Annotated in this window: 17 protein-coding genes; 9 read left to right on the plus strand and 8 right to left on the minus strand. The window is 67.3% G+C overall.

Features of this window, described 5'->3' with window-relative positions:
- Window positions 1-56: 56 nt before the first annotated feature.
- Together AC6CIE_RS02570 and AC6CIE_RS02575 are read right to left on the minus strand one after the other, a co-directional pair.
- A complete protein-coding gene (locus AC6CIE_RS02570; RefSeq protein WP_056562769.1) occupies window positions 57-572 on the minus strand; it encodes a DUF2271 domain-containing protein in 516 nt (171 codons plus the stop codon).
- A 27-nt stretch (window positions 573-599) separates the two neighbouring features.
- On the minus strand, window positions 600-1,226 hold the full coding sequence (locus tag AC6CIE_RS02575; RefSeq protein ID WP_498091030.1) for a PepSY-associated TM helix domain-containing protein: 627 nt from the start codon (window positions 1,224-1,226) through the stop codon (window positions 600-602).
- Window positions 1,227-1,428: 202 nt separating this feature from the next.
- Here AC6CIE_RS02575 and AC6CIE_RS02580 point away from each other — a divergent pair, with 202 nt between their 5' ends.
- Both AC6CIE_RS02580 and AC6CIE_RS02585 read left to right on the plus strand, forming a co-directional pair.
- The gene (locus AC6CIE_RS02580; RefSeq protein ID WP_056562763.1) at window positions 1,429-1,983 is read left to right on the plus strand and encodes an HdeD family acid-resistance protein; all 555 of its coding nucleotides are present in this window, start codon (window positions 1,429-1,431) and stop codon (window positions 1,981-1,983) included.
- Window positions 1,984-1,988: 5 nt separating this feature from the next.
- On the plus strand, window positions 1,989-2,381 hold the full coding sequence (locus tag AC6CIE_RS02585) for a fluoride efflux transporter CrcB (RefSeq protein WP_175123518.1): 393 nt from the start codon (window positions 1,989-1,991) through the stop codon (window positions 2,379-2,381).
- 81 nt (window positions 2,382-2,462) lie between these two features.
- Here AC6CIE_RS02585 and AC6CIE_RS02590 read toward each other — a convergent pair whose 3' ends face one another.
- The 3 genes from AC6CIE_RS02590 to AC6CIE_RS02600 all read right to left on the minus strand — a co-directional run bounded on the left by AC6CIE_RS02590 (window position 2,463) and on the right by AC6CIE_RS02600 (window position 5,221).
- Window positions 2,463-3,251, minus strand: coding sequence for a GntR family transcriptional regulator (locus tag AC6CIE_RS02590; protein ID WP_498091032.1), 789 nt, complete (start codon window positions 3,249-3,251; stop codon window positions 2,463-2,465).
- 21 nt (window positions 3,252-3,272) lie between these two features.
- Entirely contained in the window at window positions 3,273-4,238 is a 966-nt protein-coding gene (locus AC6CIE_RS02595; RefSeq protein WP_498091034.1) for a Bug family tripartite tricarboxylate transporter substrate binding protein, read from the minus strand.
- An 89-nt stretch (window positions 4,239-4,327) separates the two neighbouring features.
- Window positions 4,328-5,221, minus strand: a complete 894-nt coding sequence (locus AC6CIE_RS02600) for a LysR family transcriptional regulator (protein WP_498091036.1) — start codon at window positions 5,219-5,221, stop codon at window positions 4,328-4,330.
- Window positions 5,222-5,306: 85 nt separating this feature from the next.
- Here AC6CIE_RS02600 and AC6CIE_RS02605 point away from each other — a divergent pair, with 85 nt between their 5' ends.
- The 5 genes from AC6CIE_RS02605 (at window position 5,307) to AC6CIE_RS02625 (ending at window position 10,046) form a co-directional block, all read left to right on the plus strand.
- Entirely contained in the window at window positions 5,307-6,152 is an 846-nt protein-coding gene (locus AC6CIE_RS02605) for an HpcH/HpaI aldolase/citrate lyase family protein (protein WP_175183869.1), read from the plus strand.
- 49 nt (window positions 6,153-6,201) lie between these two features.
- Window positions 6,202-7,410, plus strand: coding sequence for a CaiB/BaiF CoA transferase family protein (locus AC6CIE_RS02610; RefSeq protein WP_175138440.1), 1,209 nt, complete (start codon window positions 6,202-6,204; stop codon window positions 7,408-7,410).
- 54 nt (window positions 7,411-7,464) lie between these two features.
- A complete protein-coding gene (locus tag AC6CIE_RS02615) occupies window positions 7,465-8,469 on the plus strand; it encodes a cyclase family protein (RefSeq protein WP_498091038.1) in 1,005 nt (334 codons plus the stop codon).
- A gap of 65 nt (window positions 8,470-8,534) precedes the next feature.
- Window positions 8,535-9,521 carry a Bug family tripartite tricarboxylate transporter substrate binding protein gene (locus tag AC6CIE_RS02620; protein ID WP_498091040.1) on the plus strand — a complete coding sequence of 329 codons (987 nt, stop codon included), beginning with the start codon at window positions 8,535-8,537 and terminating at the stop codon, window positions 9,519-9,521.
- Window positions 9,522-9,587: 66 nt separating this feature from the next.
- Window positions 9,588-10,046: a carboxymuconolactone decarboxylase family protein gene (locus AC6CIE_RS02625; protein ID WP_175183867.1), complete on the plus strand. Its 459-nt coding sequence runs from the start codon at window positions 9,588-9,590 to the stop codon at window positions 10,044-10,046.
- Window positions 10,047-10,087: 41 nt separating this feature from the next.
- Here the strand turns inward: AC6CIE_RS02625 and hpnE are convergent, their stop codons facing one another.
- The 3 genes from hpnE to hpnC are packed head-to-tail and all read right to left on the minus strand — an operon-like array spanning window position 10,088 to window position 13,114.
- Window positions 10,088-11,410: a hydroxysqualene dehydroxylase HpnE gene (hpnE, locus tag AC6CIE_RS02630; protein WP_218344715.1), complete on the minus strand. Its 1,323-nt coding sequence runs from the start codon at window positions 11,408-11,410 to the stop codon at window positions 10,088-10,090.
- On the minus strand, window positions 11,407-12,270 hold the full coding sequence (gene hpnD / locus AC6CIE_RS02635) for a presqualene diphosphate synthase HpnD (RefSeq protein ID WP_175123509.1): 864 nt from the start codon (window positions 12,268-12,270) through the stop codon (window positions 11,407-11,409). Before hpnD ends, hpnE begins: the two co-directional genes overlap by 4 nt.
- 13 nt (window positions 12,271-12,283) lie before the next feature.
- Window positions 12,284-13,114, minus strand: a complete 831-nt coding sequence (hpnC, locus tag AC6CIE_RS02640; protein ID WP_175123508.1) for a squalene synthase HpnC — start codon at window positions 13,112-13,114, stop codon at window positions 12,284-12,286.
- 149 nt (window positions 13,115-13,263) lie between these two features.
- Between hpnC and alr the strand changes: the two genes are divergently transcribed.
- On the plus strand, window positions 13,264-14,391 hold the full coding sequence (gene alr / locus AC6CIE_RS02645) for an alanine racemase (RefSeq protein WP_498091042.1): 1,128 nt from the start codon (window positions 13,264-13,266) through the stop codon (window positions 14,389-14,391).
- A gap of 141 nt (window positions 14,392-14,532) precedes the next feature.
- Window positions 14,533-15,252, plus strand: coding sequence for an SDR family oxidoreductase (locus AC6CIE_RS02650; protein ID WP_175123506.1), 720 nt, complete (start codon window positions 14,533-14,535; stop codon window positions 15,250-15,252).
- Window positions 15,253-15,296: the final 44 nt, after the last annotated feature.

Genomic DNA, 15,296 nt, shown 5'->3' on the forward strand with positions numbered 1-15,296 from the left:
GTTTCTTGCGTTGCTTGCGTTGCTTGCGTTGCTAAAGGGGCTGGTCACGAGGCCGGTCAGGGTTTGAGGTCGAGCGCGATGGCGCCCAGTTCGTGTTCGCCGCGCGCGCTCAGTTGCTCGGCCTTTTGCGGCGGCCATTGGAAGGGGATGCGCACCAGTTCGCGGCCGCCCACTTCGCGCGCGGCCTCGACCACCACCGCGTACTGGCCGGGCTTGAGCTGCGCGAGCGGCTTGCTGGCCGCGTCAAACGACAGCGCGTGCTTGCCCACGGGCTTGGTGGCGCCGCTGACGCCGTCCACCGGGAACTGCTGGTTGCGGCCGCTGCGGCGCCACCACTGGCGCATGTCCTTAAGCCATTCGGTGCCTTCGTTGTTCTTCTTGGCCACGTCGTACCAGACGGCCAGGTCGGTGGCCACGCTCTGGTCGGGGTTCTCGATCCAGATCGCCACGTATGGGCGGTGGTATTCGGCCACGTCCAGACGCGGGACCTCGATGGACAGGCCGATGTCTGCGGCGTGGGCCGTTCGTGCGATCAGGCCGGCGAGCAGCGCCGGCAACAGCAACTTGCGCATGGAAATCTCCAGGGCGTATCGATGGAATCAGTGGATGAAAAGCAGCGCCAGCACCAGCGGAATCACAACGCCCAGCCCCACCATGGGCCAGGTTGCGCTGCGGTTGCCGGCGTGCATCTTGAGCAGCACCAGTCCGGTCAGCGAGAACACCAGACAGGCGACGGCGAAGATGTCCAGGAACCAGCTCCAGGCCAGACCCGTGTTGCGGCCCTTGTGCAGGTCGTTCAGGTACGAGATCCAGCCGCGATCGGTACGTTCGTATTCGATATCGCCGCTGGCGCGGTCGATGGACAGCCAGGCATCGCCGCCCGCGCGGGGCAGCGACAGGTAGACCTCGTCGGGGGACCACTCGGCCGTCTTGCCGGACGTCGAGGCGTCCAGCGTCTCGTCCAGCCAGGCGGCGACCGAGGCGGGCAGGGGCGCCTTTTTTGCCGCGGGCGCGGCGGCAAGCTGCTGGAGTTGGGCTTCGGGCAGATGGGCCTCGCGGCTGGTCACCACGGCCTTCGATTCGATGTGTGACGCGTTGTTCAGCGTCAGCCCCGTCACCGCGAACAACAGCATGCCCAGCAGGCAAAGCGCAGAACTGATCCAGTGCCACTGATGCAGTGTCTTGAGCCAGTAGGCGCGGCGGCGGGGAGCGGGTTGGGTGTCCATGGAATGTCGGGCAGGAAGCGGCCGGATTCTAGCATTTAATGAGAATTACTCTTAAAAAAGCGAGGCCTTTTCGCGCACGGAAATTTCAATCGATTTCGGCGGAAAGCGCCTTGTTTGCCGAAGCTGAACGCAGGCTGAACGGGTGCGCCGGCCGATCAGCGGGACTAAGATAGGCCACCCTTTGCAAACACCGGAGGTCGTCATGCTGCAACAGCAAGTCGTGGATCAAATCGGTCGTCATTGGGGATGGGTGGCGCTTCGCGGCGTCGTCGCCATCCTGTTCGGGTTCATGGCCATGTTCATGCCGGCCATCACCTTGTCGGCGCTGGTGCTGGTGTGGGGCGCTTTCGCGCTGGTGGACGGAGTGCTGGCGCTGATCGCCGGATTCCGCATCCGCGACAACGGCAAACCGCTATGGGCGCTGATCATCGTGGGCCTGCTGGGCGTGGCGGCGGGTATCGTCACCTTTCTCTGGCCGGGGCTGACGGCGCTGATCCTGCTCTACATCATCGCGATCTGGGCGATCGTCGCAGGCGTATTCCAGATCATCGCCGCCGTGCGCTTTCGCAAGGCCATCCGCAACGAATGGCTGCTGGGCCTTTCCGGGCTGGTGTCGGTGGCCTTCGGCGCCATGCTGGTCATGCAGCCGGGCGCGGGTGCGCTGGCGCTGGTGTGGGTGATCGGGATCTATGCCGTGTTCTTCGGCATACTGCTGCTGGTCTTTTCCCTGCGTCTCAAACAACACGGCACCGTCTGACCTCCATGTCCGCCTATCAAACGCTGGTTCCCCTGAATTTCCTGGCCGTGGGCCTGGGCGCGATCCTTGGCGCGTGGTCCCGCTGGCTGGTCGGTCTGTGGCTGAATGCGGGCTCGTGGCCGTGGGGCACGCTGGCGGTCAATCTGGCGGGCGGGTATCTGGTAGGCGTGGTGCTGGCGCTGGTGGCCGGGCATCCCGAGTGGCCCGCCTGGGTGCGGCTTGGGGCCATCACCGGTTTCATGGGCGGGCTGACCACGTTCTCGACCTTCTCGGCCGAGACCGTAGCGATGCTGGAGCGTGGCGCATATGTCAGCGCGCTGGGCTATGCCGGGTTCAGTCTGGCCGGGTCACTGGCGCTGACGGCGGCGGGGCTGGCCACGGTCAGTCTGCTGCGCTAGGCACGTTGATGCGCGTGCTTTAGCGGCGATTGAAGCTGCGGGCGTGCCGCCGCCATTGACGCCTTGCGCGTGCCGCGCCGATCAGCCTCCGTCCGCCCGCGTGGCGACCGCCGCGGGCAGCCACGTCGGCTGGCCGGGCATGTCGTGCGCCTGCATGTTCATGCGGTATTCGTAGCGGTCTGGCCGGTAGCGGGCATGCAGCCACTCTACCGGCCGCCCGGACTCGTCGCGCACCACCCGGTGCAAGCTGAGCAGGGCCGACCCCACCGGCACCTCCAGCAATTCGGCGATGCCGGGCTCGGCCAGCACGGCTGAAATCGACTGTTCGGCCCGCGCCACGCGCACGCCCAGATCGCGGAAGATGGCCAAGAGCGGTTTGGCGTCCAGATCCTGACGGCGGATGCGCTGGCCGATGTCATCCGGCACAAACGTGGTCAAGTAGGAAAACGGCTGGCCTTCGTGGCTGCGCACGCGCACGGCGCGCTGCACGGGTGCGCCGGGCAGCAGTTCCAGGCGCGCCGCCACCGGCGGCGGGGCGGGCGCGGTTTCCAGTTCAAGCAGGCGCACCTGCGTGTGCATGCCCATGCGGGCCAGGTGCGCCATCAGCGCGTCGATACCCGCGCCGTGCTGCGGGCCCGGAAACTGCGCCGGCGGGGCCGCGAACGTGCCGCGCCCCTGCCGCCGCTCGATGAGGCCATCAGCCGCCAGCGCATCTAGCGAGCGCCGTATCGTCAGGCGGGACACGCCGTATTCGGCGGCCAGCGCGTTTTCGCCGGGCATCGCCCTGTCCGTGGCGAACCCGCCGGCTTCGAGCCGTTGCTTCAGCAGCAGATAGACCTTGTGATAAAGCGGCAGCGGGCTGTCGGGCACGGTGGGGCTCCTGGTTGACGTTCAGTCGACGGTCGCGCCGGTGAACTTGACGATCTCGGCATAGCGCGCGATGTCCTCGCGCACGAAGACGCCCAGTTCCTCGGGGCTGCTGCTGACCGCGCTGGCGGCCTCGCCTTCGAGCAGCTTGCGGAACGATGGCGTGTCGACCGCCTTGCGCGCCGCGGCGTTCAGGGCCGCCAGCTTGTCGGCCGGCATCTTGGCCGGACCAAACAGCGCGAACCACGCGTTCGATTCGAAACCCTTGATGGTATCGCCGATGGGCGGCACGCCGGGAAACTGCGGCAGCGCCTGCGGACTGGTGACCCCCAGCGCCCGCAGCGCGCCGCTCTTGATGTGCGGCAGCGCGTTCAGCGAACTGGCGAACATCATGTCCACCTGACCGCCCAGCAGGTCGGTGATGGCCGGCGCCGTGCCCTTGTACGGCACGTTCAGGATGTCCAGGCCCGCCATCATCTTCATGCGTTCACCCGCCATGTGCAGCGACGACCCGATCGCGCCCAGCGCCATCGTGTGCTTGCCGGGGCTGGCTTTGACCAGCGAGACGAACTCCGGCATGGTGCGCGCCGGGAAATCCTTGCGCACGACCAGCACGCTGGGCACGTTGGCCAGCATGCTGATCGGCGTGAAATCGGCCACGGGGTCGAAGGGCAGGTTCCGGTACAGCGTGGCGTTGATGGAAAAGCTGGTGAAGGTGACCAGCAAGGTGTTGCCGTCGGGATTGCTCTTGGCGACATAGTCGGCGGCGATGTTGCCGCCCGCGCCCGGCTTGTTCTCGACCACGACGGGGCGTTTCAAGTCCACCGTCATGTGCTGCGCGATGTTGCGCGCCACGGTGTCGGTGGTGCCGCCCGGCGGTGCGCCGACGACCAGCCTGATGGCGTCCGCCTGCGCGAGGGCGGGGGCGGTTGGCATGGCGAACGCCGCCAGCAGCGCGCAGCCCGCGGCGATCCGATGAAGTCCCGGCATGAGTTGTCTCCTGATATGTTGTATTGAGGACAATACAAGTATAGGAAGACGCTCCCGGGCACGCCAGATCGTTTCCCCGTAGAAAGGCGTCAATTGTCCGGCGCGCCTGCCGCCTTCGCGTACTCCACGATGGCGATGTCCCGGAACGCCTGGATCAACGCCAGCCGCGGCGACACGCGCGACCAGATCAGTCCGAAGCGGCGCGGTTCGCAGTGCGCGGGCAGCGGCAGGGCGAGCAGAGCCAGCCGTTCGATCGTGCCGTTGGTGGACCGGGGCAGGATCGCCACGCCCAGATCCCGGCTCACCATGACCGCAATCGATTCGATCGCGTTCAGCTCGAACCGGTCCCGCGGCGTGATGCCGACGCGGCGCAGATACTCGTCGACATGCCGCCCGCTCCAGTCGTTGCGCTGGTAGCGGATGAACGGCTCCGCGGTGAGTAGGCTGTGCGGATGACGGCCGGCGTGGCGCGGGGCCGCCGCCAGCACATAAGGTTCTTCTCGCAGCAACTGCCAGCCCAGGCTTTTGGACAGCGGATAGGGCGCTTCCAGCGCGATGGCCGCATCGAGTTCGCCGCTTTCAATGGCCGGATAGAAGCGGGCGCTGTGCCCGGGCTGGATCTCCACGCTGATCAGCGGATGGCGTCCGACCAGATGTTCAAGAATGGCCGGCACCATGGAGTTCAGCGCGGTGTTGCCGGCGCCCAGCCGAAGCTCGCCCATCATCTCGCCCGACCGCGCCAAGTAGCGGATCTTTTCGATCCGCTCCAGGACCTCGCGCATCGGTCCGATCAGTTCGATTGCCTTGGCCGTCAGGTGCACGGTGCGGCCGGCCCGCGCGACCAGTGGCACGCCCAGCTCCTGTTCCAGCTTGCGGATCTGCTGGGCGACGGCGCCGTGTGTCAGTCCCAGGCGGCGGGCGGCTTCGGCCATGGAGCCGTGCTGCGCCACGGCGGACAGCGTGTGAAGAAAGTCGGTGTTCATGATGATAGGGATTCTATCTTTTTATCGTATGGCGGCTTTCCCCTGGCGGCGTGCAGCGCGGTCACAATGCGGCCAGGAGACCACAATGAGAAGCAAGCTTTTCGTGCCGGCGTCACGGCCGGAACTATTCGACAAAGCCATGGCCAGCGCTGCCGATGCGCTGTCCTTCGATCTGGAGGACGCGGTCGCGCCGCCTCGCAAGGCGGCTGCGCGTGCCGAGCTGGCCAGCTGGCTCGGGTCGCCCGCCTTTCAAACGGCGCAGGCTCAACATCCCAAGAAAATTATCGTTCGCGTCAATGCGTCGGACACCCCTTATTTCGCGGACGACCTGGACGCGCTGGGACGATCGCCGATCGACATGCTGAATCTGCCCAAGGTCGAGTCCGCAGACGCGCTGCGCGAGGCCGCGGATCGCGCCGGCCAGGCCGGTTTCGAGGGCGAGCTGCTGGTCACCGTTGAAACGCCGCTGGCGCTGGCCCGCGCGGCCGAGCTGGCGGCGGCGCACCCCCGCGTGGCGGGCCTGCAATTGGGGCTGGCCGACCTGTTCGAACCCCTGGGCATCGACCGTTACCAGCCCGAGACCCTGCGCGCGGTGATGCTGGCGTTGCGGCTGGGCGCCGGTTCCGCGGGCAAGTACGCCATGGACGCCGCCTATGCCCGCGTGCGCGACGGCGAGGGCTTCCAGGCCGAGGCGCAACTGGCGCGCTCGCTGGGTTTCCTGGGCAAATCCTGCGTGCATCCCAGCCAGATCGCCATCGCCAACGAGGTCTTCGGATTCAGTGCCGAAGAGATCGATGCGGCGGAACGGATCGTCGCGGCAAGCCAGGCGCAGGAAGGGGTGGGCGCTTTTCTGCTGGACGGCAAGATGATCGACGCGCCCTTCGTGCGGCGCGCCCGCGACGTCCTGCTGGCCGCAGGACGCGCTGCCTGAAACGGCCTGCGCGAATCGCGGCCGAGCTTTTTATCGGATGAATTGCATGATGGAAATTGAAACCTCCGCTCAGTTGCCGCTGGCCGGCGTCAAGGTGCTGGACCTCAGCGCCTACATCGCGGGTCCGTACGGCTGCGCCTTGCTGGGCGACATGGGCGCCGACGTGATCAAGGTCGAGCCGCCCGAAGGCGACAACCTGCGCAAGTACCCGTCGACGCTGCCGGCCGAGAGCCGCGCCTTTCTGGGCATCAACCGCAACAAGCGAGGCCTGTGCCTCAATCTGAAAGACGAAGCGGGTTACGAGGTGCTGGTCAGGCTGGTGCGCGAGGCCGATGTGCTGGTCCACAATTTCCGCCCCGGCGTGCCGGAGCGCCTGCGCATCGACTTCGCCACGCTGGCCGCCATCAACCCGCGCCTGATCTATTGCGCGATGACGGGTTACGGCGCGGCCGGTCCGATGGCGCGCCACGCGGGCTACGACCAGGTGCTGCAGTCCATGACCGGCATGTGCGCGGCGCAGGCCAAGCCCGACGGCCCGCCCGAGGTGCTGTACGGATCGGTGGTCGACTACTACGGCGCCGCGCTGATCTCCAACAGCGTGTCCGCCGCGCTCTATCAGCGCGAAAAGACCGGGCGCGGGCAGGCCATCGAAGTGTCGCTGCTGGGCAGCGCGCTGGCTATGCAGTCCGCCCGCCTGGTCTGGGCCGAAGGCGAGCCGCGCCGCATCGAACGCGACATGCGATCGGGCGGCATCACGGGCATCCATCCCACGCGCGAAGGCCATCTCTACATCTCGGCAAACACGCCGCATTTCTGGCGTGCGCTGTGCGATCACCTGGACCTGCAGGATCTGGCGGACCATCCCGACTACGACACCGTGAAAAAGCGCGCGGCGCAGGCGGCCGTGCTGATCCCGCTGGTGCGCGAGGCGCTGGCGCGGGCGTCGGCCCGTGAATGGGCCGAGCGCTTCGGCCAGAGCGTGCCTTGCGCGGAGGTGCGGCCGGTCGAGGACATGTTCGACCACCCGCAGGTGGAGGCGATGGGATTCATGCGCCCGTATCACAGCGAGAAGGCGGGCAATTACCTCGGTCTGGCGCAATGGGCGCAGTTTGGCGGAGCCGCCGCGCAAGACGAAGCCAGTGCCGGCGCCGTGCGCGCCGCGCCGGGTCTGGGTGAACACAGTCGCACCATTCTGTCCGCCCTGGGATACACAACGAGCGAAATCGACCAATTGCTGCACACCTCCGTGGTGCAATAAGCAGTAACAACCAAGATAAGAATCGTCCGGCAAAAGGGCGAGGAGACAGGAATCATGAATCAAGCGCAACGCTATGTGCGCCGCCCGGACGGATCGAACTGGGGCGATTTCGGAAACGATGACCAGCTGGGCACCCTCAACCACCTGGACGTCCAGGCGCGCCTAGCCGCGGTTGCCGAAATCCGCACCGGGATCTCGTTTTCGCTGAGCCTGCCGCTGACCGTGCCGCGCGCGCCGGTGCTGAATCCGCGCCGCAAGGGCCCGGTGATCCAGCCTGCCGACAAAAACGGGGTGCCGGTCTACCGCTATCCGCTGGACCGCGACGTGCCGGGCGCCACCGATGTCATCAGCGATGACCGCGTCACGCTGTCGCCGCAATATTCCACGCAATGGGACGCGCTGGGGCACGTGGGGTCGATGTACGACGCCCACGGCACCGGCCAGCCGCAGCCCACCGGCTACAACGGCTTCGCCGTCAGCGAGCCCGCCACTGAGGGCTTTACCGGCACCCGCGACCTGTCCATCGCACCGATGGCGCGCCACGGCATCCAGGGGCGCGGCGTCTTGGTGGATCTGCGCGCCCATTTCGGTGATGCGCAGCGCAAGGTGTCCCACCGCGAGCTGATGGAAGTGATGCGCGCCGATGGCGTGGAAGTCCGGCCGGGCGACGTGCTGTGCCTGCACACCGGGCTGGCCGACCTGGCGCTGACGCTCGGCGACGACGAGCAGGAGCGGCTCAGGACGAGCTGCTGCGTGCTGGACGGCGCCGACGCGGATCTCCTGGCGTGGATCAAGGACAGCCGGATCGCGGCCATCGCCGCCGACAACCACGCGGTCGAACTGCGCAACCATCACCTGGACTCGGGCAAGGGCGCGCTGTTGCCCCTGCACGAACAATGTCTTTTCAAGCTGGGCCTGCCCTTGGGCGAGCTCTGGCACCTGACCCCGCTGGCGCAATGGTTGCGCCAGCACGGCCGGCATGCCTTTTTCCTGACCGCGGCGCCCATGTACGTGCCCGGTCTGGTCGGCGCGCCGGTCAACCCCATCGCGACCGTCTGACGACGGCTCGCGCCACGACCCTTGACCGATCGAACATCCCCGCAGGGGAGACCCGAGGAGCACACATGAAGAAAACCCGTCGCACGGCCCTGGCCGCAATTCGTCCGCTGGCCGCCGCCATCGGTCTGGCCACCGCCTTTGGCGCCGCGCACGCAGCCGGCTACCCCGAGCAGCCCATCACCGTGGTGGTGCCGTATTCCGCCGGCGGCGGCGCGGACAACGCCGCGCGCATCATCGCGCAAGGCATGGGCGAAGTCGCCGGCCAGAGCGTCGTGATCGAGAACAAGGGCGGCGCCAGCGGTTCCATCGGCGCGGCGTTCGTGGCGCGGGCCAAGCCCGACGGCTACACGGTGCTGTACGACGCGTCGTCCTTCTCGATCAATCCGGTGCTGCGCAAGCTGCCCTATGACGCCAAGAAGGACTTCGTTCCGGTCTCGCAGGCCGTCAGCGTGCCCAACATCCTGGTGGCCGCGCCCGGTTCCACCTTCAACAACCTGCAGGACTTCATCGATGCCGCGCGCGCCAAGCCCGGCCGCCTGACGTTCGCGTCCTACGGACCGGGCAGCCTGGCCCAGATGGCCGCCGAACTGCTCAAGAAGGATGCCAACCTGGATATGGTGCACGTGCCCTACAAGGGTGGCGCACCGGCCATCGTGGACGTCATGGGCGGTCAGGTCGACGTGTACTTCGCCAACGCCGCGTCCAGCCTGAACTACGTCACCGGCGGCAAGCTGAAGGCGCTGGCGGTCTCGTCGTCGCAGCGCATGCCCGAACTGCCCAACGTGGCGACGGTGGGCGAGGCCGGCATCAAGAACTTCAACGTGGTCGAGTGGAACGGCTTCTTCCTGCCGGCCGGCGCCAGCCCCGAGGTGGTGGCCAAGCTGCAGGACCTGGTGCAAAAGGCGCTGGCGCGTCCTGAGACCCGCGAGAAGCTCGCCAAGCTGGGCCTGTCGCCGGTCGGCAGCAGCGCCGAGGACTTCGCCAAGTTTGTCGACGCGGAACAGACCCGCTGGGCCGAGGTCGTGAAAACCAATAACATCCAGGTGAATTGATCATCCGGGGGCGGGCGCGGCAACGTTTGCACGCGCCAGCCCCCGATCCGAATGGAGATTGACCAGATGAGCCGGGAAGACGATTTCGAGCGCGGCCTGGAAAACCGCCGCGCCGTGCTGGGCGATGAATGGGTGCAGCGTTCGCTGGATCGCGCCACCACGTTCACCGCCGACTACCAGAACATGATCACGCGTTATGCCTGGCACGATATCTGGAGCCGCCCCGGACTGCCGCACAAGGCGCGCCGCATGATGGTGCTGGCGGTGACGTTGTCGCTGGGCCGCTGGGAAGAATTTGAACTGCACGTGCGCGCCGCGTTGACGGCACAGGATGCCTCGCGCCTGACGCCCGATGAACTCAAGGAAGTGCTGCTGCAGAACGCGATCTACGCGGGCGTGCCGGCGGCCAACACGGCCTTCAATCTTGCGCAGAACATCCTGCGCGAGGTTGCGGGGCAGATCGGCTATGAGCTCGCCGCGGCAGACCCGCGCCAGGCCGACCTGTTCGGGACAAAGCCGGCCTGACCGGTCTGCGTAAGGCGGGCGGCTTGCCCGCCTTACGCTGTTCAGTCCGCGCGGGGATTCAGCACGCGAGCCGCCTGCAGGCCGCTGCGCACCGCGCCTTCCAGCACGCCGGGATAGCCGGTGTCGGTCCAGTCGCCCGCCAATGCCAGCGTGGGCCACGGCGTCGTATTCAGCGGGCGGGTCAGGCCCGGCACCGCGGCAAACGTCGCGCGCTTTTCAATGAACAGTTCAGCCGCTGCCACCTCGGGCATCGGCGGCAGCCGCAGCGGATGCGCCGCGGCCTGTTCGGCCACCTGATCGATCAGGGCTTCAATGGTTTGCCGCCGGTTGCGTTCGCTCATGCCGATGGCAGCGCTGGCCACCACCGCCAGTTCCCCGGCCTTGGTGTCGCCCGCGAGCTGGGCGCGGTCGAACAGCCACTGGCCGGCATGGCCGCGGGCCGCATCCTCGCGCAGCATCATCATTGGCTCGGGCAGCCGCCACGGGCCAGCCAGCCGTATGTTCAGCGTGGCGATGGGCAGATAGTCGAAGGCCTTGAGCGCATCAAGCAGCCCCGTGGCGCCGGCCTCGCGCAGCGGGCCGTCCAGGAGACGCGCGGCGAAGGTGGGCGGCACGGCCAGCACGGCCGCGTCAAAACGTTCCTGGTTGATGTCGATGCCGTCGACGGACGGATGCAGCTGGCGCACCGTGCTGCCATAGCGCATGGTGACCTGTCGCGCGGCGGCGTCCGGCCATAGCGCCGACAGGTCCGTGCAGGGCAGCAGCAGGTCGCTGTCTTCACGCGCGCCGGCCAGGCTGTCGCGCAGCACGCGGGCGAACAGCACCGCGCTGGCGGTGGCGATTGGCGTGTTCAACGCGGCCAGGCAAAGCGGTTCCCACATCTGCCGGATCAGCACGTCGGATTGCGCGTGATAGTGCAGCAACTGCAGCACGGTCCAGTCGCGCGGCGGCGACCAGGACATGGTCTTCAAGCCGCGCATCAGGCGCAGCATCGCAAGCCGGTCGGACCAAGACAGGCCACGTGCGCGCAGGACGGCCATGGCCATGTGCAGCGGCGCCGGCAGGCGCGGGGCGGACAGGTTGAAGCGGCCGTCCAGGCTTGCCAGCCGCAAGGGGCGCCGCATCAGCAGGGCGTCGGGGTTGCGGCCCACGCGGCGCATCAGCGCCAGGGTTTCCTTGTAGGCGCCGCACAAGAGATGCTGGCCGTTGTCGAGCGGTGCTTCAAAATCGCCGTGGAACACGCGCCGCGCGCGGCCGCCGGGGGTGTGCCCGGCCTCGAACACCGTGACCTTGGCGCCGGCTTCACGCAGGGCGACGCTGGCCGCCAAGCCGGCCCAGCCTGCACCAATGACTGCCGCCTTCACCGGGCCAACCGGCGGACCAGGCCGCGTCCGCCGCCCACCCAGGTTTTCCAGGCGAGCCAGAGTTTGCGCAAGGGGGTGAGCGAAATGCGCTGGTGCAGCACCTGCCAGTTGTCGCGCTCGATCTCGTCGAGCAGCGCATGGTAGATGGCGGCCATCATGAGTCCCGGACGCTGCGCGCGGCGGTCGGCCTCGGGCAGGTTGCTCATCGCCTCGCGGTAGAGTTCGCGGGCGCGGTCGGCCTGGAACTTCATCAGCGCGCTGAAGCGGTCGGAATACTCGCCATTCAGGATGTCCGAGGCCTTGACCTCGAACTGCTGCATGTCGTTGACCGGGATATAGATGCGCCCGCGGCGGGCGTCGTCGCCCACGTCGCGGATGATGTTGGTCATCTGGAACGCCAGGCCCAGCTTTTCGGCGTAGACCAGCGTCTTGGGATCGGAATAGCCGAACACGCCGGCGGACAGCTCGCCCACGACGCCGGCCGCGTGCCAGCAATACTTGCGCAGGCCGGGCCAGTCCAGATAGCGGGTCTGGTCCAGGTCCATTTCCATGCCGTCGATCACGGCCAGCAGACGGGCGCGGGTGATCGAACAGCTCTCCAGGTGCGGCTGCAACGCGCGCGTGACGGGATGGTCGGGCTTGCCGTCGAACATCTGGTCGATCTGCGTGCGCCACCAGGCGAGCTTGATGCGCGCCAGCGACGGATCGGTGCATTCGTCGACCACGTCGTCGACTTCGCGGCAGTACGCATACAGGGCCGTGATGGCGCGCCGGCGCTCGGGAGGCAGGAACAGGAAGGAGTAGTAGAAGCTGGAGCCGCTTTTGGCGGCTTTTTCCTGGCAATACTCGTCAGGGGTCATTAGGCACGGCCTGTTACTTGATGGAGCGCCACAACATGATGGCCCAGTCTTTGGCGCCCAATTCGGGGCGATTCATGAATACATCGTAGCCGCTCGCCTCGATCCGCTCCAGGACGCGCAGCCCGCCTTGCACCACCAGGCGCAGCTCCAGGCCGATGCGGCCCGGCAGGCGGCGCGCCAGCGGAGCGCCGAAGTGTAGCAGCGCGCGTGTGCGGTCAACCTGGAAGGCCATCAGCTCGCGCCACGCTGGCGTAAGCCGGCAGGCGGCCAGGTCTTCATCCGACACGCCGTGGCGGCGCAGGTCTTCCTGCGGGAGGTAGACGCGGTGCTTGTGCCAGTCCACCCGCACGTCCTGCCAGAAGTTCACCTGCTGCAGGCCGGTGCAGATGGCGTCGGACTCGGTGATGTTCTGCGGCGTGCTGGCATCGAAGAGGTGCAGCATCAGTCGCCCGACCGGGTTGGCCGAGCGGCTGCAGTAATCCATGAGGGTGGTGTAGTCCTCGTAGCGCTTGACCGTCAGATCCTGCTCGAAGGCGGAAAGGAGGTCGTAGAACGGCGTGATCGGCAACTGGTGCCGGGCGATCGTCTGCGCCAGCGGCCCGAAGATGTCGGACAGGGGCGGCAGGCCCGGCGCCGGGGGCGTGCCGGGTTCGGCGCCGATGCGGTGCAGCTCGGTGCGGAACGTGGCGAGCTGGGCCAGGCGCTCCTCGTCGGTCGCGCTGCCTTCGTCGGCAATGTCGTCCGCGGCGCGGGCGAACCGGTAGATATCGGTCACGGCGCCGCGCAGCCTGCGCGGCAACAGCAGCGAGGCAACGGGAAAGTTCTCGTAGTGATCGATGGACATAAAAAGAGGCCAGTGGGCAGGAATGGACCTGCAAAGACGGCGTAAAGCGGAAAACGGTCTCATTTTAGAGTAGTCGCCCGCGCTTGATCCGGCGCGCCGCCGCCGGGGGCGGCGATCAGTTAGACTTGGACGCCACAGGATCCCACACCATGCCGCGCCCAATATCCGCCACCGTTTCCGTTTCCGCCCTTGCGCACAATCTGGCCACCGTGCGCCACCACCTGGACCAGACCGCCGCCGCGGCCGCCGGGCTGCCGCCGTCGATCTGGGCCGTCATCAAGGCCAACGCCTACGGCCACGGTATCGAGCAGGCGGTGGCGGGCTTTTCCAAGGCGCAGGGCCTGGCCATGCTGGACCTCGAAGAAGCCGTGCGTTGCCGCGAGGCCGGCTGGGGCGGGCCGATCCTGCTGCTGGAAGGCTTCTTCAACCCGTCCGACCTCGACATCGTCGACCGCTACCATCTCAGCAGCACGGTCCACCACCGCGACCAGCTCGACATGCTGGCCCGAGCCCGCCTGTCCCGGCGCGTGGACATCATGCTCAAGCTCAACAGCGGCATGAACCGGCTGGGGTTCAGCCCGGCGGCGTTTCCCGCCGCTTACGAGCGCGCCGCGCTGCTGCAACAGCAGGGCACGCTGGGCTCGGTCGGCAAGATGACCCACTTCGCCTGCGCGGATGGTCCGCAAGGCGTGAACGAACAGCTCAGCGTCTTCAATTCGGTGACGCATAAGCTGCCCGGCGCGATCAGCGTGTGCAACTCGGCCGCCGCCCTGCGCTTTGCCGATATCGCCGTCGGCTCCGAAAGCCAGGCGCACTGGGTGCGGCCGGGCATCTGCCTCTACGGCGCGTCGCCTTTCGCGGATGCCGAAGCGTCCTCTTTCGGCCTGAAGCCCGCCATGTCGCTCCGCTCGGAAATCATTGGGGTCCAGGAAATCAAGGCCGGCGACTCCGTCGGCTACGGCGCGCTGTTCCGCGCCGAACGCGCCATGCGCATCGGCATTGTGGCCTGCGGCTACGCCGACGGCTATCCGCGTCACGCCTCCACCGGTACCCCGGTCGTGGTGGCGGGTATCCGGACCCAACTGCTGGGACGGGTGTCCATGGACATGCTGGTCGTGGATCTGGGGCCCGTGCCGTCCGCCGGGGTCGGTTCGCCTGTGTCGCTATGGGGCGAAGACGGCCCCTCGGTGGACGAAGTCGCCAGCGCGGCCGGAACCATCGGCTATGAACTGCTGTGCGCCCTGGCGCCGCGCGTGCCGGTCACCCGGGACGTCTGATCCCCCCGCGCCACGGCGTCCAGGGGGCAAGAATTGCTACGCAAATTACAAGACACGCGGCGCCGGATGGTGTCTACTTTGGAAACCGGGCGCTCAGGCGCCCGTTTTTGACCAAGAAAACAGACTGCGAGGTTTCAATCCATGAAGGACAAATGCGTGCTCATTACGGGCGCCACCAAAGGCATAGGCTGGGCGCTTACTCAGCGGTTGTCCGACATGGGCTGTCACGTGGTTGGTATCGCGCGCAACACGACCGACGTCGATTTCCCGGGCTACCTGTACGCCTGTGATCTGGCCGACGCCGGCCGCACCGAAGAGGTCCTGCGCGAAATCCGCGAAAAATTCCCGGTCGACGCCGTCGTCAATAATGTCGGCATCGTGTCGCCCCAGCCGCTGGGCGAAATCGATCTGGCCACCCTGTATAACGTGCTGGACCTGAACGTGCGCGTGGCGGTGCAGGTCACGCAGGCCTTCATCGAATCCATGAAGGTGCGCCGCGCCGGCCGCATCGTCAACGTGGTCAGCCGCTCAATCCACGGCGCGCTGGACCGCACGGCGTATTCCGCCGCCAAGAGCGCGCTGGTGGGTTGCACCCGCACGTGGGCGCTGGAATTGGCCGAATACGGCGTCACCGCCAACGCGGTCGCGCCGGGCCCCATCGAAACCGAAATGTTCCGCGCCACCCGGCCCGCCGGCAGCGACAACGAAAAGCGCGCGCTGGCTTCCGTGCCCATGAAGCGCCTGGGCACCCCGGCCGAAGTGGCCGCGGCCATCGCCTTCCTGCTGTCGGACGACGCCGGTTTCATCACCGGACAGGTGCTGGGCGTGGACGGCGGCGGCAGCCTGGCGGGCCGCTCCTGAATTTTGCCGCTGCAAGTGTGAACAACGCACCCCACGGGGTGCGT

The organism is Achromobacter sp. GQ309 (assembly GCF_059759315.1).